Annotated in this window: 18 protein-coding genes; 14 read left to right on the top strand and 4 right to left on the bottom strand. The window is 65.2% G+C overall.

From position 1 onward, the window contains the following. Nucleotides 1-75: 75 nt before the first annotated feature. A complete protein-coding gene (locus DRF71_RS10645) occupies nt 76-1,071 on the bottom strand; it encodes a sugar-binding transcriptional regulator (protein ID WP_232831442.1) in 996 nt (331 codons plus the stop codon). 166 nt (nt 1,072-1,237) lie between these two features. Between DRF71_RS10645 and DRF71_RS10640 the strand changes: the two genes are divergently transcribed. The 11 genes from DRF71_RS10640 (at nt 1,238) to DRF71_RS10590 (ending at nt 13,471) form a co-directional block, all read left to right on the top strand. Continuing rightward, nucleotides 1,238-2,185: a substrate-binding domain-containing protein gene (locus DRF71_RS10640; RefSeq protein WP_112310527.1), complete on the top strand. Its 948-nt coding sequence runs from the start codon at nt 1,238-1,240 to the stop codon at nt 2,183-2,185. A 138-nt stretch (nt 2,186-2,323) separates the two neighbouring features. Further along, complete coding sequence (locus DRF71_RS10635; RefSeq protein WP_112310526.1) at nt 2,324-3,832, top strand: sugar ABC transporter ATP-binding protein; 1,509 nt, start codon at nt 2,324-2,326, stop codon at nt 3,830-3,832. Beyond that, nucleotides 3,829-4,815 (top strand): ABC transporter permease, encoded by a 987-nt coding sequence (locus DRF71_RS10630; protein ID WP_112310525.1) that lies wholly within the window; start codon nt 3,829-3,831, stop codon nt 4,813-4,815. The genes DRF71_RS10635 and DRF71_RS10630 overlap by 4 nt, the downstream gene beginning before the upstream one ends. Nucleotides 4,816-4,831: 16 nt before the next feature. Beyond that, nucleotides 4,832-5,878 (top strand): thiamine pyrophosphate-dependent dehydrogenase E1 component subunit alpha, encoded by a 1,047-nt coding sequence (locus tag DRF71_RS10625; RefSeq protein WP_198672155.1) that lies wholly within the window; start codon nt 4,832-4,834, stop codon nt 5,876-5,878. Nucleotides 5,879-5,890: 12 nt separating this feature from the next. Next, entirely contained in the window at nt 5,891-6,883 is a 993-nt protein-coding gene (locus tag DRF71_RS10620) for an alpha-ketoacid dehydrogenase subunit beta (RefSeq protein ID WP_112310524.1), read from the top strand. Continuing rightward, complete coding sequence (locus DRF71_RS10615; protein WP_112310523.1) at nt 6,880-8,472, top strand: alpha/beta fold hydrolase; 1,593 nt, start codon at nt 6,880-6,882, stop codon at nt 8,470-8,472. Before DRF71_RS10620 ends, DRF71_RS10615 begins: the two co-directional genes overlap by 4 nt. Further along, on the top strand, nt 8,465-8,800 hold the full coding sequence (locus DRF71_RS10610; protein ID WP_112310522.1) for a carboxymuconolactone decarboxylase family protein: 336 nt from the start codon (nt 8,465-8,467) through the stop codon (nt 8,798-8,800). Before DRF71_RS10615 ends, DRF71_RS10610 begins: the two co-directional genes overlap by 8 nt. 39 nt (nt 8,801-8,839) lie before the next feature. Continuing rightward, nucleotides 8,840-10,330 (top strand): FGGY-family carbohydrate kinase, encoded by a 1,491-nt coding sequence (locus DRF71_RS10605; protein WP_112310521.1) that lies wholly within the window; start codon nt 8,840-8,842, stop codon nt 10,328-10,330. Next, entirely contained in the window at nt 10,327-11,076 is a 750-nt protein-coding gene (locus DRF71_RS10600; protein WP_112310520.1) for an SDR family NAD(P)-dependent oxidoreductase, read from the top strand. The genes DRF71_RS10605 and DRF71_RS10600 overlap by 4 nt, the downstream gene beginning before the upstream one ends. Before the next feature lie 14 nt (nt 11,077-11,090). Then, a complete protein-coding gene (locus DRF71_RS10595; protein ID WP_112310519.1) occupies nt 11,091-11,846 on the top strand; it encodes an SDR family NAD(P)-dependent oxidoreductase in 756 nt (251 codons plus the stop codon). Between the two features lie 887 nt (nt 11,847-12,733). After that, nucleotides 12,734-13,471, top strand: a complete 738-nt coding sequence (locus DRF71_RS10590) for a hypothetical protein (RefSeq protein WP_157971036.1) — start codon at nt 12,734-12,736, stop codon at nt 13,469-13,471. A gap of 86 nt (nt 13,472-13,557) precedes the next feature. On the opposite strand, the gene DRF71_RS10585 is transcribed toward DRF71_RS10590, so the two are convergent. The 3 genes from DRF71_RS10585 to DRF71_RS10580 are packed head-to-tail and all read right to left on the bottom strand — an operon-like array spanning nt 13,558 to nt 15,349. Next, nucleotides 13,558-14,388 (bottom strand): IclR family transcriptional regulator, encoded by an 831-nt coding sequence (locus DRF71_RS10585; protein ID WP_198672154.1) that lies wholly within the window; start codon nt 14,386-14,388, stop codon nt 13,558-13,560. A gap of 11 nt (nt 14,389-14,399) precedes the next feature. Next, nucleotides 14,400-14,444 carry a hypothetical protein gene (locus tag DRF71_RS29430; protein WP_408634538.1) on the bottom strand — a complete coding sequence of 15 codons (45 nt, stop codon included), beginning with the start codon at nt 14,442-14,444 and terminating at the stop codon, nt 14,400-14,402. Further along, nucleotides 14,441-15,349, bottom strand: coding sequence for a cupin domain-containing protein (locus tag DRF71_RS10580; protein WP_112311255.1), 909 nt, complete (start codon nt 15,347-15,349; stop codon nt 14,441-14,443). The genes DRF71_RS29430 and DRF71_RS10580 overlap by 4 nt, the downstream gene beginning before the upstream one ends. 199 nt (nt 15,350-15,548) lie before the next feature. Between DRF71_RS10580 and DRF71_RS10575 the strand changes: the two genes are divergently transcribed. The 3 genes from DRF71_RS10575 to DRF71_RS10565 all read left to right on the top strand — a co-directional run bounded on the left by DRF71_RS10575 (nt 15,549) and on the right by DRF71_RS10565 (nt 18,549). Then, the gene (locus DRF71_RS10575; RefSeq protein ID WP_112310516.1) at nt 15,549-16,547 is read left to right on the top strand and encodes a TRAP transporter substrate-binding protein; all 999 of its coding nucleotides are present in this window, start codon (nt 15,549-15,551) and stop codon (nt 16,545-16,547) included. Nucleotides 16,548-16,645: 98 nt separating this feature from the next. Continuing rightward, entirely contained in the window at nt 16,646-17,272 is a 627-nt protein-coding gene (locus DRF71_RS10570) for a TRAP transporter small permease (protein ID WP_112310515.1), read from the top strand. Continuing rightward, entirely contained in the window at nt 17,269-18,549 is a 1,281-nt protein-coding gene (locus tag DRF71_RS10565; RefSeq protein WP_112310514.1) for a TRAP transporter large permease, read from the top strand. Before DRF71_RS10570 ends, DRF71_RS10565 begins: the two co-directional genes overlap by 4 nt. The last annotated feature ends 6 nt before the right edge of the window (nt 18,550-18,555 follow it).

Raw genomic sequence — 18,555 nt, 5'->3', positions numbered from 1 at the left:
GAGACCGCCAATATCGGCAATCCGGGAAGAAGGTCGCGATCAGTGCCGGGGCTTTCCCTGTGGCCCGCCCAAGGCTCAGGCGGGGGCGCTTCCGGCCAGTTCCAGCGCGGTGTCGCCGTCGATGATCAGGCCGCTGACGATGCCGCTTGCCAGAAATCCCCGCGCGGCTTCGAGTTTGGCGCGTCCGGCCACCAGGGCCACGGTCGGGATCTGGCGCAGATCTTCCAGCCCCAGCCCGATGGTGCGGTGATTGAGCGGATGGTCCACCCCCCGTCCCGCCGCATCGAAGAAGAGTCCATTGGTGTCGCCGACCGCCCCCCTGGAGCGCAGCTCGGCCAGTTCGTCGCCGGTGATCATGCCCTGGCGGCGCAAAAGACAATCCTCGCGCAGCTCGCCAAGGGAAATATAGGCCATCGTCGCGCGACGACCCAGATCCAGCGCGTCCTGCACCGATTGCTGCGAGACAAGCACCGAACGCGCTTCGGGCGTGTCGGCGATGAAGGGGACGGGCAGGAAATAGCCCTCGCCCCTTGTGCTGCGCGCCAGCGACTGCACCACCTCGAACGGGTTCCAGGCCGAATTCGCGGTCAGAGAGCCCATCAGGCTGATGAAGCGCGCACCCGGCGCGGTGACGCCTGCCATTTGCAGCGTCATCTGCTCCAGCGTGCGCCCCCAGCCGGTGCCGATCACCGCCCGCGGCTCTTCGGCCAGGTGGCGACGCAGATGAGCGGCGGCGGCAGCACCGACTGCGCGGAAGGCGAAAGGCGCGAGGATGCGGTCGGTCTCATCGCCCTTTTCCGGGCCAAGCGCCGGGGTGCAGATGCAGAAATCCAGCCCGTATCGGGTGCGAATCAGCTCCTCCACCGGCAGCAATCCGACATTGGCCGGGTTGATCGTGATGCTCACAAGGCCTGCGTCGCGGGCATCTGACAAGAGTTTGTTGACCCGGGCGCGGGTGGTGTTCAGCCGCTTTGCCGTCGCCTCCTGGTTCAGGCCGCCGATGTAATAAAGCCAGGCCGCCCGCGCCATAAGCACTTCATCTTCCGGCGTTTCCACCATTGCAGCCGCCATTCTCATTCCTCCGCCTCATTCTTGCATCGTGACAAATGTAATCCGTATTGACAACTGTAATCGACTGGCTCAGGCTTAACCTGCCGGAAGAGGACCGGCGTGGAAAACCAGAAACCCGCCCGGCACCAGGTTGCCCCGGGTTATCTGGCTCAGGGAGGATTTGCATATGAAAAACCGGATTTCCGGTATCGGATTCGTTTGCTCTGTCGCAGCGTTGCTTGCCGGTGCCACTGCGGCGCAGGCGCTGGACATCGTGATGGTGAATTCGAACGCCGCCGCGCAGTCGGATCAGCGCACCAAAGCCGGGTTCGAGGCCTGGATCGCCGAGAATGGCAAGTCGGACTGGAATGTCAGCTATCTCGACAGCGGCGGCTCGGGCGAGGCAACGGCGACCAATATCCAGGACGCGGCCAATCGCGGCGTTGACGCCATCGTGGTGACCATGGCCGATCTGCGCGCCAGCCGCGCGGCGCTGGATGCTGCCAAAGCCGCCAATATCCCGGTTTTCGCCGTGGATTCCGGTTTTGTCGACGGCGTTGTGGTCGATGTGACGACGAATAACTGGGCGATGTCTTCGGATGTCTCGGTCTATTTGCTCGACCAGCTGAAGGGCGAAGGCAATCTGGTATTCTTCCGCATGGCCGAGCATCACGGCACCCGCAAACGCGGCGATGTGATGGAGGTGGTGCTGAAGGAATATCCCGGCGTGAAGGTGCTGGCCGAGCATAACATCAACTACACCGCCTTCTTCGAGGATACCGCCCGCACGATGGAAGACTTTGCGGCGCGCTTCGGCACCGATATCGACGCGGTCTGGGCGCCCTGGGATGAACCTGCCCAGGCGGTGGTCAACTCGCTGAACGCGGCTGGTCTGACCGATGTGAAGGTGATCGGCATTGACGGCCACCCGGCAGCGATTGCCGAGGTCTGCAAACCCGACAGCCAGCTGATTGCCACCGTGGCCCAGCCCTTTGAAGAGATGGGCGCCCAGGTCGCGGCATGGATCGACGCCATCGTGGTCGAAGGCAAGCCCGCTGCCGAGGTGATCCCTTCGGAAATCGTCTATCTCGACGCGCCGCTGATCACCAAGAAGAACTGCCAGGACTTCCTGTGATCACGAACCTCCTCTGATCCGGGTCATCCCCTGATCTGAGACTGTATCGGGGCCGCGCGGGCGGGGCACTCCCCTCCGCCCGCGCGGCCCCGTCCGGCTTTCTCCCCGTCCGCAACCCCTGTCATCGAAGGTCACCGAATGGATATCCGGCTTACCGATATCGTGATGCAGTTTCCCGGCACCCGCGCGCTGGATGGCGTCAGTGTCACCTTCCGGGATGACGAGGTGCATGGGCTGATCGGCGAGAACGGCGCTGGTAAATCGACGCTGGTGAATGTGCTGGGCGGCAGCCTGACGCCGACGACCGGCCAGGTGGTGATTGGCGGGCGGCCGGTGCGGCTTGGCTCGCCGCATGGGGCGCTGACCCATGGCATCGCCCATGTCAGTCAGGAGGGCAATCTGGTCTCGGGCCTGACCGGGGCCGAGAATATCCTGCTGGGTCACGAGCCGCGCCTCGGCGGTGCGCTGATCCGCACCCGGGCACTGCGCCGGCAGGCGGCGGATCTGCTGCGCGAATGGTTTCCCCGCGTTTCCATCGACCTGTCGCGCCCGGTGGGCGATCTGCCGATGGCCGAGCGCAAGGTGATCGAGATCGTGCGGGCGCTGCGCGGCAACCCAAAAATCGTCATCCTCGACGAGCCGACCGCGACGCTGCCCGCGCGCGAGAAAGAACAGCTCTGGCAGATCATCCGCAGCCTGCCGAAACGCGGTGTCGGTGTGGTGCTGATCAGCCATTTCCTCTCGGAAATCAAAGCCCTGTCCGACACGATCACCGTGTTGCGCGACGGGCGCCACATCTGCACCGAACCCGCCGCCAGCCTCAGCGAGGAAAAGCTGGTCGAGCTGATGCTGCGCCGCACCGGCGGTGCCGCGCTCAAGGCCAAAACCACCGCGAGCGAGGCGCAGGGTCCGGTGGTGCTGATGCTGCGAGGCTGGCATGTCGGCGCGGTCGAGGTGCCGGACTTCACCCTGCGCGCCGGTGAGATCGTAGGGCTGATCGGGCTGACCGGCGCCGGCCATTTCGGCTTTGCCCGCTCGCTGCACAATTCGGCCGGTGCCCGCGCTGCACGGATGGAGGTGGCGGGGAAGGCCATCGCTCCGGGGCGCCCGGCGCAGATGCAGGCGGCGGGGGTGGCGCTCGTCCCCGATCACCGGATGGAATATGCGCTGATCGGCGAATGGACGCTGCGCGAGAACCTCGCAATGGTGCATCCCGAACAGGGCAGCATCGGTGCCGGCATCCTGTCGCCCCGGCGCGAAGAGGCAGAGGCGGGCCGCGTCATGCGGCTGATGAATGTCAAAGCCCACAGCTCTGGTCAGCTGCTGAAAGAGCTGTCTGGCGGCAATAAACAGAAGATCTCGATCGGGAAATGGCTTTATGGCGCGGGTGAGCGCTACCGGGTGATGATCTTCATCGAGCCGACCGAGGGCGTCGATATCGGCGCCAAGACCGAGATCTATGCCGAGATGCGCCGCCTTGCGGCCACAGGGGTCGGGATCATCATCGCCTCTTCCGACCTTCTTGAAATCGAATCCGTGGCGCATCGCGTCATCCCCTTTGCCAATCAGCGGCCCGGCCCGGAAATCCCGCAGGAGCGGTTCTCCGAGGCCATTTTCATCGCCGCCATGTCAGGAACCGCAGCATGAGCGAGATCGCCACCTCCCCGCAGATCGACCGGGTTTTCGGCCTTGTCCGCAAGGATCACATCCAGCGTTATTCGACCCTGGTGGTGCTGGCTCTGATGGTGCTGGGCTTCAGCCTGTTTGTTGGCCGCTTTCTGACTTCGCAGAATGTGATGAACATCGCGCAGCAGATTTCCATGCTGACCATCGTGGGCGCCGGGCTGACCTTTGGCTTTGCCGCGCGTGAGATGGATCTCTCGGTGGGCTTTACCGTGGGGCTGGCGGGGGTGCTGGTGCCCCTGTTGCTGGTCGGCGGCACGCCTTTGCCGCTTGCGCTGCTGGCGGGGCTTGGGGCGGGGCTTCTGGTCGGGCTTTGCAATGCGTTTTTCGTCACCGTGATCGGTATTCCGTCTCTGATCGCGACGCTGGCGGCGGGCTCGATCCTGTTCGGGATCAACTTCCTGATGACCGGCGGGCGCGCGATCTATGGCGGGCTGCCCGACAGCTATCTCTGGCTGGGCCAGGGGCGGCTTCTGGGCATTCCGGTGCTGGCCTGGTTCATGCTGGGCGCGGTGGCTGTGGCCTGGTTCGTGATGGAGCGCACCATTTTTGGCCGCTACATCTATGCCGTCGGCGGCAACCAGAAAGCGGCGGAACTTTCGGGCGTCCAGGTGCGCCGCTACCGCGCCGCCTCGCTGGTCGTCTGCTCGCTTTTCGCCGTCGTGGCGGGGATGCTGCTGGCGGCACGGCTGGGATCGGGCCAGCCCAATGCGGGTGAACGTTACCTGCTGGATGGTCTGGCCACGGTCTTCATCGGCATGACCATGCTGCGCCCGGGTACGGCCACGGTTCTGGGCACCTTCTTCGGGGCGCTCTTCATCGGGATCATCAATAACGGCCTCAACCTGATGGGAATGGACACCTATATCCAGTCCATCGTGAAGGGCGCCATCATTCTCGTCGCGGTCGCGGTCGTCTCGCGCAGCACGAAACTCAACCTCCTGTAAAGATTGGAATAAGGCGATGACCAAGCCCGTGGCTCACACGCCGGCGCCCAGGCCGAATACGGATCTGACCAGCCATTACCGCATGATGCTGCGCATCCGCACCTTTGAGGAACGGGTGGGCGAGCTCTTTGTGCGCGGCCAGTCGGCAGGCTCGATGCTGCACCTTTCGATCGGCGAGGAAAGCGCCGCCGCCGGTGTCTGCGCCGCGATGGTCGAGGGCGACACTTTCACCACCCATCACCGCGGCCACGGCATCTTTCTCGCCCGCGGCGCCGATCCGAACCGGATGATGGCGGAAATCGGCGGTAAAGAGGCGGGCTACTGCCACGGTAAAGGCGGCTCGATGCATATCGCCGATATGGGGCTGGGGCATCTGGGTGCGAACGCCATTGTCGGCGGCGGCATCCCGGCAGTGGTCGGCGCGGGGCTTGCGGCGCGGCACCATGGCAGCGGCAAGATCTCGGCCGCGTTCTTCGGCGACGGCGCCACCGGCCAGGGCATCCTGTATGAGAGCATGAACATGGCGGCCCTCTGGAGCCTGCCCTGCCTCTTCGTCTGCATCAACAACCAGTATGGCATGGGCACAAGGATCGACCAGGCCACCGCCAACCCGGAGATCCACGAACGCGCCCGGGCCTTCGGGCTGGTGGGCGAACGGGTGGACGGGCTGGATGTCGAGGCGGTTTCCGAAGCCGCCGACCGCCTGGTCGCGGGCGTCCGCCAGGGCAAACCCGCCTTCCTGATGATCGACTGCTACCGCTTCTACGGCCATGCCCGCAAAGACAAATCCCCCTACCGCGACCCGGCGGAAGAGGAACAGGGTCGCCAGAAGGACCCGGTCGCCTTCGCCCGCGCCGCTCTCCTGGAACGCGGCCTTGCGACCGAGGCCGAGCTGACCGCGCTGGAAACCGAGGTCGGCGCCGAGATGGATGCGACCATCGACTTCACCATCGCGCAGAAAGAGCCGCCGCTCTCGACCATGTTCCGCGATGTCTATGCCCCCGAAGAGCCCGAGCCCGAGCCGGTGCGCACCCGCATCGACCGCGTTCTGGCCCGGGACTGAGGAGAATATACGATGGCACTCCAGGAACTTACCTACCGCGACGCCCTGCGCCAGGCGCTGATCGACGCGATGCGCGAAAACCCCGATGTGGTGATCATGGGCGAAGAGGTCGGCCGTTACGGCGGCGCCTATGCCGTGACCAAGGATCTGATCAAGGAATTCGGCGGCGAGCGGGTGATCGACACCCCGATTTCCGAACCCGCGATCATCGGGGCCGCCGTTGGCGCCGCGATGGCCGGTCTGCGCCCGGTGGCGGAACTGATGTATGTCGATTTCATCGGCATGACGATGGACCAGCTGGGCAACCAGGCCGCGAAGATCCGCTATATGTTCGGCGGCCAGATCGGTGTGCCGATGGTTCTGCGCACACAGGGCGGCACCGGTCGCTCGGCTGGAGCCCAGCACAGCCAGAGCCTTGAGGCCTATGTGATGCACACCCCCGGCCTGCGTCTGGCCATGCCCGCGACCGTGGCCGATGCCTACCACCTGTTGCGCCAGGCGCTGACCAAGCCCGATCCGGTCGTCTTCATCGAGCACAAGGCGCTCTATACGATGAAGGAGACGGTCGATCTGGACGCCCCCGCCCTGCCCTGGGGCACCTCGGCCGTGCGGCGCGAGGGCAAGGATCTGGTGATCGTCACCTATTCTCGCCAGCTGCACTATGCGCTGGAGGCCGCGAAGAAACTGGCGGCTCAGGGGATCGAGGCGACGGTGATCGACCTGCGCACCCTGAACCCGCTGGACTTCGACCCGATCCGCGAGGCGGTCAGCCGCATCGGCCGCGCGATGGTGGTGTCCGAAGGCGTGATGACCGCCGGTGTCGCCGCCGAGTTGTCGGCCCGGATCACCGAGGAATGCTTCGACTATCTCGAAGACCCGGTTGTGCGGGTCGCGGGTGAGGATATCCCGATCTCCGTCTCAACCGCGCTGGAAACCGGTTCGGTGCCGGGCGCACAGCTGATCTATGAGACCGGGCTGAAAATGCTCGGGAAGGTGCCGGCATGACTGGCCTCAGTAAGACGGGCCTCAGTGAGACGGGCCTGACCCTCACGATGCCCCGTCTCGGCGAGACGATGGAAGAGGGGCTGATCGTCGGCTGGATGGTGGCGCCTGGCGAGCGTTTCAGGCGCGGCCAGCCGATCCTTGAGCTGGAGACCGATAAGACCGTGGTGGAATTCCCCGCGCTTGGCGATGGGGTGATCGACGAGACGCTGGCAGGCCCGGGCGACCGGATTGCGGTCGGCAGCCCCATCGCCCGCGCGACGGTTGCAGTGGCGGCGGAATGGGCCGAGCTGTCGGGCGATGCGCCCGAAACCGGGCCAGTGCCGGCCCTCCCCGCTGCGACGGCTGGCCCGTCGATCCTTCGCATGCCGCGTCTGGGCGAGACGATGGAGGAGGGGGTGATCGTCGGCTGGATGGTGGCCGAGGGTGCCACTTACGCCCGGGGCGACGCGATCCTTGAGATCGAGACCGACAAGACCGTGGCCGAAGTGCCGGCGCTTTACGATGGCCGCCTGCTGCGGGCTCTGGCACAGCCGGGCGAGAAGCTTCCGGTCGGTGCCCCCATCGCCGAGGTCGAGGGCGAGGTCGAGCCTTTTGTCGGCGGGGAAACGCCCGCGCCCATCCCGGTTGCCGCCGCGCCTGTGGTTGCCGTCACGACCCGGGCCGAGGGCGAGAAACTGCGCGCAACGCCGCTGGCCCGCCGCCTCGCGCGGCAAAAAGGCCTGGCGCTGGAGGCTCTGACCGGCACCGGTCGCCGGGGCCGGATCGAACGGGCCGATGTTGAAAGGGCGGGCACCGTCACCCTTGCCGTCACCGCCGGTGAGGCGGGTCTGGACCTGCCCGGCGGCCGGCTGGTTTACAGCGTGACCGGCCAGGGCGGCGAGACCTTCCTGCTGATCCACGGCTTTGCCGGCGAACGCTCGGCATGGGCGCAGCTGACGGCGGCGATTGCGCGGGCGGGGCACATTGCCGTGGTGCCGGACCTGCCGGGTCATGGCGCCACCACGCTCGCCGCGCCTGACAGCGGCGCGCTGGCCGATGCGGTGACGCGGCTGGCCGGAACGCTGCCGGGGCGGCTGACGCTTGTGGGCCACAGCCTTGGTGCCGCCGTCGCGGTGATCGCTGCCGGCCGGCTTGGCGCAAAGGTCGCGCGGCTGGTGCTGCTGACCCCGGCGGGCTGCGGGCCGGAAATCGGTGCGGAATTCGTGCATGGTATGGCCGGGGCCGGAACTGCGGGCGAGGTCTCGCATCTTTTGCGGCTTCTTGGTCCGAATGGCGGCGCGCTGTCAGAGGCAGTGCTGGCGCAGATGGCGGGTGAGATGGCGAAGGGCAGGCTGATCGCTCTGGCACAGGGCCTTGCGACCGTTTCGGGCCGGCAGCGGATCGACATTCTGCGCCCGCTTGCGCAGCTTGCGGGTGAAATCCCGGTCACGGCTGTCTTTGGTATCGAAGACCGGATCGTTGCCGCCAGTGATGCGTTGAACCTGCCCGGCCGGGTCGCGGCGCATTTCCTGCCCACCGGCCATATGCCGCAATGGGATGCCCCGCGTGAGGTGGCCGATCTGATCCTGAAAGGGGGCCGCGATGGCTGAGACGAAAGAGAAACTCGCGGCGGCAAAGGCCCGGCTTGGGGCCTTCGCCAAAACCGCGCCCGCGCTGATGCAGGGCTTCGGCGCGATCAGCCGTCAGGCCACCACGCCGGGCCAGTTCTCGGCGGCGCAGAAAGAGCTGATGGCGGTGGCGGTTGCCGTGGCGAAAGGCTGCGAGGATTGCATCCTTTACCACCTTGATGCCGCGCGAAAGCATGGCGCTGACGAGGCCGCCCTGGTCGAAGCGCTGGAGGTTGCGGTCGAAATGGGCGGTGGCCCGGCGATCATGTACGCGGCAAAAGCGCTTGACGCGTTTCGTGCGCTGAGCTGAGGGAATTGCACCGGGGGAGCGGTGCGAAGGGGAGGAAAGATGGGCTATTACCTGACCGCCGATGGCGGCACCGAAAGCCTCAGGGCGCGGATCTACGATCTTTCGGGCAAGTGCCTCGGCCAGAAGGCGGTGGCTTACGAGACCCGTTTCGCCCCCGGCGCAAGGGCCGAGCAGAATCCGGAAGACTGGTGGGCGGCGCTGGTTTCCGCCACGGCGGGCGCCATTGCCGAGGCCGGGATCGACGCCGCCGAGGTCGAGGCGATGTGCTTTGCCACCACCTGCTGCACCGTGGTGGCGCTGGACCGCGATGGCCGCGCACTGCGCCCCGCTTTGATGTGGATGGATGTGCGCGCCCATGCCGAGGCGGATGCGGTTCTCGCCACCGGCGACGCGGCTCTGGCGATCAACGGGGCCGGTCAGGGGCCGGTCTCGGCCGAATGGATGATCCCCAAATCGCTCTGGCTGAAGCGCAATGAACCCGCGGTCTATGACGCCGCGACGACGATCTGCGAATACCAGGATTTCCTCGTGCTGCGCCTGACCGGCGAGCGTTGTGCCAGCCTCGATAATGCGGGGCTCAGATGGCACTATTCCAGCCGCAATGGCGGTTGGGCGACGGGAATCCTCGCCTCGCTGGGGCTTGAGGATCTGGCGCAGAAATGGCCCTCCCGGGTGGTGGCTCCGGGCGAGGTCGTCGGCACGCTGACAGTGGCGGCGGCCAATGCACTTGGGCTGAAAACCTCGGTGAAAGTGGTGCAGGGCGGCGCCGATGCGCTGATCGGGATGATCGGGCTTGGCGTCGCGCAGCCGGGTCAGCTGGCGCTGATCACCGGGTCGTCGCATCTGCAATTCGGGGTGACCGAGGCGCCGCTGCATGCGCCGGGCGTCTGGGGCGCCTATCCCGATATCGTCTATCCGGGGCGCTGGATCGTCGAGGGCGGCCAGACCTCGACCGGGTCGGTGATCAACTGGCTCAGGCGGTTCTGCGGTGGCAATCTCGATCTGACCGAGCTGAACCAGAAGGCGGCAGCGCTGGAGCCCGGCGCTGACGGGCTGATCGTCCAGGACCATTTCCAGGGCAACCGCACCCCCTATACCGACCCGCTGTCGCGCGGCGCGATTGTGGGGCTGACGCTGGCGCATGAGCCGCATCACGTCTTCCGCGCCATCATGGAGGGGATCGGGTTCGGCACCCGCGCCATTCTCGATGCGTTCAAAGCGGGCGGCTATAATTCAACCGAGATTACCGTGGGCGGCGGCGCGACAGCCTCGCGCCTGTGGATGCAGATCCATGCCGATACTGCCGGGCTGCCGGTCCGGATCCCGGCCTCGCCCGATGCGCCTTCGACCGGATCGGCGGTGCTGGCGGCGCATGGCGCGGGGCGGTTTGCCTCGATTGACGAGGGGATCGCCGCCATGGTGCGCCCGGGCCAAAGCATCGAGCCGGATCCGAAGAACACCGCCCGCTATGCGGAACTTTATCAACATTACCTGGCGCTTTATCCGGCGCTGAAAGGGGCACTCGCATGATCCGCGAATTCGATCTCTCGGGCCGGCTGGCTGTGGTCACCGGCGGCGCGGCGGGGATTGGCCGGGCGATTTCCGAGGTGCTGGCCGAGGCGGGCGCGAAAGTGGTCATCGCCGACCGCAACCCCGATGCCGCCCATGCGCTGGCGAGTGAGCTGGATGCGATTCCGCTGGCGCTCGACGTGACCGATCCGGAGGCGGCCGAGGCCGCAGCGGCGCGGCTTGCGGCAGAGCATGGCCCGGCGATGATCCTCGTCAACAATGCCGGCATCGTGCAGAACGGCCCGGCGCTGGAGATCGACATTGCCGACTGGCAGCGGGTCATCGACGTCGATCTGAACGGTGTCTTCTACACCGCCCGTGCCTTTGGCCGCCATATGGTGGCGGCGGGTAAGGGGGCGGTGGTCAACACCTCCTCGATGGCCGCCGAGATCGTCGTCCATCCGCAGCCGCAGATCGCCTATAACGCCGCCAAGGCCGGGGTGAATATGATCACCAAGTCTCTGGCCGTCGAATGGGCGGGCAAGGTTCGCGTCAATGCGGTGGCGCCGGGCTATACCGCGACGGAGCTGACGCTACTGGGACGGTCAAAACCCGAATGGTTCAACACCTGGCTGGCCGGGATTCCGATGGGCCGTCTGGCGACCCCGCGCGAGATCGCGCTGGCGGTGGCGTTCCTTGCCTCCGACGCCGCCAGCTACATCACCGGCACCGTCCTGACCGTGGACGGCGGCTATACCGCACTCTGACAGGGAAGATTGATATGAGCGGAAATGGCAGGATCGCGCTGGTCACCGGCGCCAGTCGGGGCATCGGGCGGGCGATTGCGCTTGGCCTCGCAGCGCGCGGCTTTGACCTGGCGCTGAATGATATCGAGGCGCAGGGAGCGGCTCTGAAGGAAACGGCGGATGAGGCACGCGCCATGGGCCGCCGGGTCGAGGAGCTTTACGCCGATGTCTCGGACAAGGCGCAGGTCCAGGCGATGGTGGCGGATGCCGTGGCGCGGCTTGGCACCGTTCATGCGGTGGTCAACAATGCGGGCATCCTGCGGGCGTCCGATGTCGAACACTGCCCCGAGGATTACTGGGATTCCGTGATGGATGTGAATGCCAAGGGCACCTTCCTTGTCATCCAGGCGCTGCTGCCGGTGATGAAGGCGCAGGGTTACGGGCGGATCTGCAACATCTCGTCCATCGGTGGCAAACATGGCGCGCCGGAACAGGCGCATTACTCGGCCTCGAAAGCCGCCGTCATGGGCTTTACCCGCGTGCTGGCGCAAGAGGTCGGACCGCTTGGCATCACCGCGAATTGCATTTGCCCCGGCATCATCCTGACCGATATGGGGCGGGTGAACCTGGACGATCCGGCGATCAGCAATGCCTGGAAGGCGAAAACCGCCATGGCCCGCATCGGCGCACCCGAGGATGTGGCGGGGCCGGTGGCGTTCTTCTGCTCGGATGACAGCGCTTTTGTCACCGGCCAGACGCTGAATGTCGATGGCGGGATCGTTCTCAGCTGATCAGGGCAGACGGAAGGGGCCGCTACATTCCGAAAGCGGTGCGCGCCCTTTCCAGCGCCTCTTCCACCATCCAGCCGCGCAGCGCGGCCCTGGACCTTATCGGGAGCGGTTGAGACATAGACGGTTTCCACAACCGAGCCATCGGCGGCGGGGACCTGGGCATGCCCGAACAGGATCTCCCCCATGGTATCGGCCGCCTGCCAGCTGAGCGCGCCGAAACGGCCATAGGGGGTGACGCCCAGCCGGCGCTGGATCGCCCGGGTGACTGCTTCGTCCTGATAATGGAACCAAAGGACCAGGTCAGGCCTTTCCGACTCAAACCCGCCGCAACAGGCGAGGAGCAACAGCCCGAGATCGGTCAGCGCATCGGTGTCAAGCGTACCATGATAGCGATCCGTCGAGGACAGTTCCGACAGCCTGGTCGCGGCGGTGCAGCGGGTCGCCATATCCGTGGCGGCCGATGCTTTCGACAGGAGAAAGCCGATGGTGGCGCGGGTGGCGAATTCGGCGTCCGCATCCTTCATCTCACTCGGCAGCTTCGGCCCGTTGATCAGCGTATTTGCGCTCCAGAAACGCGCGGTGGCCGAGCCTGCCCTGGTCGCCCGTTGCCGCAGCCAGTCCAGGTCCTCGTCGGTCGCATGGTGCCAGGCTTCCTTTGTCAGCGGGAAATGGTCATCAAGCGTCGCGACCAGTTCGTCCGAGGTGTCGAGATGCTGTCGAACGGTCAGGCACTCCGGCGCCTCCCCGGCGCAAACCGCTTTGTCGGGAAGCCCGGCCAGCGCCGACTTTGCCATAAATCCCGCCGGATCAATGGCGGCGGCGCGCAGCAGGATCCGCTGCCGCCTGTCATCACAGCCCCCGCGCTCACGGGTCATCAGCAGGGCTATTTGCGTAAGATAAGTCGGGCTGCCTTCGGTCAGGGCATGGTCGGGGATGGTTTCACTGCGGTCGCGGCACTATTGCGCCAGATCACCACAATAGGCGTCGAACTGCGCACTGAGGCCAGGGAACTCTGCGTCGAGCCAGCTGTTCAGGCCCGGCGCGGTCTGATCCACCGCCACCCGCCAGGCCGGCAAAAGCGCAGCAAAGTGCGCAGGATTTCCATGGCTTTCGTCCATCAGCAGCGCGAACCATTTCTGGCCGGCGGCAGATACCGCTTTGTCGGGCGTGTGTCCGGCGGCGCCGATGTGGTCACGCCTGAGGGTCAGATCGACCCTTTCGACGTGGTCAGCCTGGCGCAGTGTGACGGCGACAGCCCGCTGCTGGTGGATCTGCTGATCGACCTGACGCAGCTGGATAAGGGCATGGGTCTTTATGTCGAGGCTGGCAATCGCGGGATGCGGCCGGTGCTGATGATCGAAAGGCGGATCGGCCATGACCCGGTGCCGCTGGAGCCCGGGCCGATTGATCGCGCGCTGGCGCGGTATCTGACATTGCTGGCAGGTCTCGCGCTGGTCTTTTTGCAGCTTTTGTCTGTTCCCGGTGCCCGATCCGGGGCGGCCCCAACCGCCCCCGCTGAACCGCCCGCCGCATCACCCCGGTTGCCCGAGTCTCAGGCTCACCCTTTGGCGCCGCCCGATCCGCCCCCTCTTGCCCCCCCAGGACGCCGCGCAACCGGAGCCTGATCCGCCCGGGAATGAGCATCCTGTGGGCGCGCCGCTTTCCGCCCCGGAGCAGAATCCTGCAGCCGCCAGATAAGGGACGCGTGCGGTTACGGCGCGCCGCCGGGCTGGCCGCGATAACCGAGATTGGCCGAGATCCGCGCCGCTGCCGTCTTGATGCCGGCTATATGCTCCTGATCGGGTGCTGGCCCGAGGAACTGGATGGAATCAACCATCGTCACCGCGCCCACATAAGAGCCGAGCGCATCGAAGATCGGCGCCGACAGCGCGTTCAGCCCCACCATCGTCTCATTCGGGGCCACCGCCCAGCCCTGACGGCGCACCATCTCGATCTCGGCGCGCAGCTGTTCGGGGTCGAGGATCGTATAGGCGGTGTGTTTCTCGAGCGCGGAATCGCAGATCCGGGGCAAGAGCAGCTGATCGCCAAAGGCCAGACAGACCTTGCCCTGGGCGCTGCCATGCAGGCTCAGCAGCGAGCCGGGCTTGACGCTGATCTCGATATCCGAGCGGCTGGCGATCAGCAGCAGCACCCGCATGCCGCCGGGCTCACGCTGGCTGACGGTCACCGCATGGCCCAGCTGGTCGCGCAGGTCGCGGGCGATGAAGCGCGCGGCCGAGGCCAGTTCGAAGTTCTCGCCCACGGCCTGGCCAAGCGCCATCAGCCGCGCGCTGATACCGTAGCGTTCGGTATCGGCATCGCGCAGCAGATAGCCGGCCGATACCAGGGTCTGCAAATGCCGGTAGATCCGGCTTTTGGTGGTGCCGAACTGGCGGGCCAGCTCGGACACGCCGACAGAGGCCTGAGCCTGGACGATGAATTCCAGGATATGCAGCGCGAATTCGACCGCCTGGATGGTGCCGCCGCGGCTGGCTGCCCCATCGCGGCCTGCCTTCTCGCTGTCCTCATTGCCGTCGCGCATCTTAGCCACCCTTACACTGATCCCGGTCGCGTCCCTGTCAGGTTGGCCCCTGTCAGGTTGGCATCGGATAGTCATCTGCATTCAGCACCCAACCGGGCTGATTCGAGAAATCCTCGCGCGGTGGCGCGAAAATGTCGATCAGCTGGTTCACGCCCTGACCGACCCCGCGCGATGTATGGATCGCAGGGGCGGGAATCACGGTCAGCGAGGGCGCATGGCACAGCGGATGCCGGTCTTCGCGCCAGTCGTTCATATTCACCGTCCAGGGCCAGCGCATGTGATGGACGAAGCTGCCCTCCAGCGCCAGTGAGCCCTGTTCGAAATCGTCATGGTGATGCGGCGAAAGCCGGGTGATGTCGCGCGGCCCGACCTGCGGGTCGATGATATTGATCATCAGGGTCGAGCAGCGAAAGATCCGCCCGAACCGCCCCGGCTGCGGCGCCACATCAAGGCTGTAGCTGCGGATGCGCCAGCCGTCTTTCGGCGCGGGCCAGGGCTGCCAGGCCGGGATCTGCGGCCTGCGGGTCACGAAGGATGCGGCATTCGAGGCAAGCGCCGACAGGTCATTCTGAACGCAGGAGAAAACCCGCTGAACCTTGCCACCCACGGGCAGACCGACCCGGCTGTCGCCCGGCGGAATGAAGACCAGCGAATGGCCCGGAACCTCTGCCCGTTCACCCCCGGCGGTGATGATCGCCGGCGTGTCGGGCGAGAACAGGATCAGCGCATATTCGTCGGGCTGGGCGCTGCGCTCAAGCACGGCGCCGGGCTGTGTCTCACTATGGGCGACGAGGAAATTCTGCCCCCGGGTGATCCAGGTTCTGGTGCCCGGGGCTTCGATCTGCGGCGCAGTCTCGCAGAACAGGCCGAGATCGGCATCGGCAAAGCCGGCGCCCGCTGCCGTCGCGGCTGCAGCCGGTTTGCCGGTGAGTTTGCTGCGCGGATCGGTTGTGTCATACATTTTGGCGCCTCTTAACGTTTCGTATAACAGAACGAATGCTTCATTAAATGTCAATCCTCCGCGCAATGAGTCGCGATCTGTCTGATAATCCGTGTAAATAGACTGATTCAGTCGCTACAAAGAATTATCTTGACATATTTCAGAACAGATAATCTATTTTTGCATCAAGTGTTCTGCACTACGAAACGGGAGGATAGTTATGCTGAACCGCCGCCAGATGCTCGCCATGTCGGGCTCGATGGCCGTTGCCATGTCTGCACCATCCATCCTGCGCGCCGCGCAGGTCGATATGATGCTGGCCCATGCTTCGGCCGAGTTGCATCCCAACCACATCTTCGCGCTGGAATTCCAGAAGGCGCTGGAGACGCTGGCGCCCGGTGCCTTCAATATCCGGATTTTCCCCAACCGCCAGCTCGGCGATGACAAGCAGCTGCTGGAATCCACCATCTCGGGCGCGATCCAGCTGTCCACCTGTTCCGGCGTGCTGTTCCCGATGGTGACGGGCAAGACGGCGCTGAATGCCTGGCAGCTGCCTTTCCTGGTGCGCGATTACGATCATATGGAGAAAATGGCGCTCAGCGATATCGGCGCGCAGATCCTTGCGGATCTGGATGATACCGGCATTGTCGGGCTGGGCACAGTCGATATCGGGCAGCGCAACTTCCTGTCGACGACAAAGCCGGTGCTGAGCCTTGCCGATTTCACCGGGCTCAAGACCCGCATCGTGCCGGTGCCGCTGCATAAGGAAATCTGGGAGAAGCTGGGGACCGCCCCCATCGGCCTGCCTTACGGCGAGGTTTACGGTGCGCTGGAGACCGGTGTTCTGGACGCGCTTGAGATCAACGTCTCTTCGATCCTTGGTGAAAACCTGTGGGAGGTGGGCAAGCAGTTCACCCTGACCGGGCATTACCCCTGGCATGCGGTGATGGCGGTGAACAAGCCGGTCTTCGACGGTCTGCCGGCTGAACTGCAACAGGCGATGCGCCAGGCCGGCCGCGATGCGATCCCGCCGACCATGCTCTATGCCAAAACGCAGGACCTGGAAGGCCGCGATGCGCTGCGGGCCAAGGGGGTCGAGATCCATGAGCTGACCGATCTGGCAGAGATGCGCATGCTGGTAGAGCCCCTCGTGTCCGAATGGTCGGCCAAATCCCCGCTGATTGCGGAATTCATCAGGGTCGCGCAGGCGACGACCTGATTTCCTGGCCGCGCGGCATCAGCCCGATCGCTGTCACCCTTCCTGAACTGCGGGCCGCCCGGGTGGCCCGCATCCCCTGAACCCATCGGAAACTGCCCATGAACCCTTCTGCTTCGCCGCCCGCCGGCGGGGCCCCGGCAGCTGCAGTCCTGCGGCTGTGGTCGGGGTATGTCACGGCGCTGAAAGTCTTTGCCGGTGTCTCGATGCTGGTCGTCGTCGTGGTGATGGTCGCCCAGGTCGCGGCGCGCTATCTCTTTGGCGGCTCGATCATCTGGGCCGAAGAGCTGTGCCGCTATATCCTGATCTGGCAGACCTTCCTGCTGATCGGCCTTGCATATCACCAGGGCGAGCTGGTGGCGCTGGATCTGCTGAGCCACCGGCTGTCACGCGGCATGCTGCTTGTGTTGCGGCTGGTGATCTCGCTGCCGGTCTGGCTGTTCCTGTGGCTGATGGTCGACCATGGCCTGACCTATGCCAGCCGCTTTACCGGGCAAAGCATCCCCGCCGTTGATTTCATCTGGCAAAGCCTTACCGGCCAGCCGGCCAGTCTGCCGGTTTTCTGGGTCTATGTCGCGGTGCCGGTCGGGTGCGGGCTTTTGCTGGTGCATCTCATCGGCAGCTTTGGCCATGATCTCTGGGCCTTTGCGACCGGCAGGCCGGACCCGCATGCGAAATCCGTGATTGCCCCCCTTTCCGCTGCCAATCCTGAAGAGGGACAGCCATGATCAGCTTTCTGGGTATCTTCATCGTTCTGCTGGTGCTGGGGATTCCGATTTCGCTGGCGCTTGGCGCGGGCGGGATCCTGTATCTCTGGCTCACCGATAACTGGATGCTGGTCCAGGCCATGCCGCAACGGATGCTTGCGGGCGTCGATCAGTTCGTGCTGCTGACCATTCCGCTGTTTCTGCTGGCCGGAGCGCTGATGAATCTGGGCGGGCTGTCGAGCCGGATGATCGGTTTCGCCAATGCGCTGATCGGGCATTACAAGGGCGGTATTTCGCTGGTCACCGTGCTGGCCTCTGTCCTGTTTGCCGGCATTTCCGGCAGCGCCATTGCCCAGGCCTCGGCCATCGGGTCGCTGATGATCCCGGCGATGGACAAGCAGGGCATTCCCAAAGCCTATGGCGGCGCGCTGGTGGCGATGTCTTCGGTCATCGACCCGCTGATCCCGCCCTCGATCACCATGATCATCTTCGGTGTGCTGTCGGGTGTTTCCATCGCGCAGCTTTTCATCGCGGGCATCGTGCCGGGGGTCCTGCTGGGCATCGCGCTGCTGGTCTATGCCGCCTGGCAGGCCCACCGCCATAATTACCCCGCCATGCCGCGCGCCAACTGGACCGCGCGCGGCCAGGCGCTGGTGGCCGCCCTGCCCGCGCTGATGCTGCCGGTGATCATTGTCGGCGGCGTCAAATCCGGCATCTTCACCATGACGGAATCCGCCGCCGTGGCTGTCGCCTATGCGCTGATCGTCGGCGCGCTGCATCGCGAATTGTCGATGAAGAAGATCTGGGAGGCGCTTGTCTTCACCTCGATCGCCACCTCGGGCCTGCTGTTTATCCTCGCCATGGCCTCGATCGTCGCATTCGCCCTGACGGTCGAACAGGTTCCGACCAAATTCGCCGAAAGCCTGCTGTCGATTTCCGACAACAAGCTGGTGGTGCTGCTGCTGATCAATGTCATGCTGCTGATCCTTGGCAAATTCCTTGAGCCGATCTCGGTGATGATCATCACCATGCCGATCCTGCTGAAGGTCGCCACGATGATCGAGATGGACCTGGTGCAGTTCGGCGTGATGGTGACGCTGAATGTGGTGATCGGGATGGTGACGCCACCGGTCGGGGTCTGTCTCTTTGTGGTTTGCGCGATCTCGGGGGCCTCGCTGGGCGCGGTATCAAAAGCGGTCTTCCCGATGTTCCTGATCTGCCTCGCACTTCTCGCCGCCATCGCGCTGATCCCGCCGATTACCCTGGCGCTGCCGCAGCTGATGATGCCCACGCCGTAATGGGAA

This window comes from Pseudogemmobacter bohemicus, assembly GCF_003290025.1.
Taxonomy (GTDB): Bacteria; Pseudomonadota; Alphaproteobacteria; order Rhodobacterales; family Rhodobacteraceae; genus Pseudogemmobacter; species Pseudogemmobacter bohemicus.
This window is presented reverse-complemented; position numbering and strand designations above follow the sequence as displayed.

Excerpts from the sequence above, each read along its gene's own strand:
- DRF71_RS10570 (WP_112310515.1), top strand. The coding sequence starts at position 16,646 with ATGAACCCTTCTGCTTCGCCGCCCGCCGGCGGGGCCCCGGCAGCTGCA.
- DRF71_RS10610 (WP_112310522.1), top strand. The coding sequence starts at position 8,465 with ATGGCTGAGACGAAAGAGAAACTCGCGGCGGCAAAGGCCCGGCTTGGG.
- DRF71_RS10635 (WP_112310526.1), top strand. The coding sequence starts at position 2,324 with ATGGATATCCGGCTTACCGATATCGTGATGCAGTTTCCCGGCACCCGC.
- DRF71_RS10625 (WP_198672155.1), top strand. The coding sequence starts at position 4,832 with ATGACCAAGCCCGTGGCTCACACGCCGGCGCCCAGGCCGAATACGGAT.
- DRF71_RS10615 (WP_112310523.1), top strand. The coding sequence starts at position 6,880 with ATGACTGGCCTCAGTAAGACGGGCCTCAGTGAGACGGGCCTGACCCTC.
- DRF71_RS10600 (WP_112310520.1), top strand. The coding sequence starts at position 10,327 with ATGATCCGCGAATTCGATCTCTCGGGCCGGCTGGCTGTGGTCACCGGC.
- DRF71_RS10640 (WP_112310527.1), top strand. The coding sequence starts at position 1,238 with ATGAAAAACCGGATTTCCGGTATCGGATTCGTTTGCTCTGTCGCAGCG.
- DRF71_RS10580 (WP_112311255.1), bottom strand. The coding sequence starts at position 15,349 with ATGTATGACACAACCGATCCGCGCAGCAAACTCACCGGCAAACCGGCT.
- DRF71_RS10620 (WP_112310524.1), top strand. The coding sequence starts at position 5,891 with ATGGCACTCCAGGAACTTACCTACCGCGACGCCCTGCGCCAGGCGCTG.
- DRF71_RS10585 (WP_198672154.1), bottom strand. The coding sequence starts at position 14,388 with ATGCGCGACGGCAATGAGGACAGCGAGAAGGCAGGCCGCGATGGGGCA.
- DRF71_RS10595 (WP_112310519.1), top strand. The coding sequence starts at position 11,091 with ATGAGCGGAAATGGCAGGATCGCGCTGGTCACCGGCGCCAGTCGGGGC.
- DRF71_RS10605 (WP_112310521.1), top strand. The coding sequence starts at position 8,840 with ATGGGCTATTACCTGACCGCCGATGGCGGCACCGAAAGCCTCAGGGCG.
- DRF71_RS10575 (WP_112310516.1), top strand. The coding sequence starts at position 15,549 with ATGCTGAACCGCCGCCAGATGCTCGCCATGTCGGGCTCGATGGCCGTT.
- DRF71_RS10645 (WP_232831442.1), bottom strand. The coding sequence starts at position 1,071 with ATGGCGGCTGCAATGGTGGAAACGCCGGAAGATGAAGTGCTTATGGCG.
- DRF71_RS10565 (WP_112310514.1), top strand. The coding sequence starts at position 17,269 with ATGATCAGCTTTCTGGGTATCTTCATCGTTCTGCTGGTGCTGGGGATT.
- DRF71_RS10630 (WP_112310525.1), top strand. The coding sequence starts at position 3,829 with ATGAGCGAGATCGCCACCTCCCCGCAGATCGACCGGGTTTTCGGCCTT.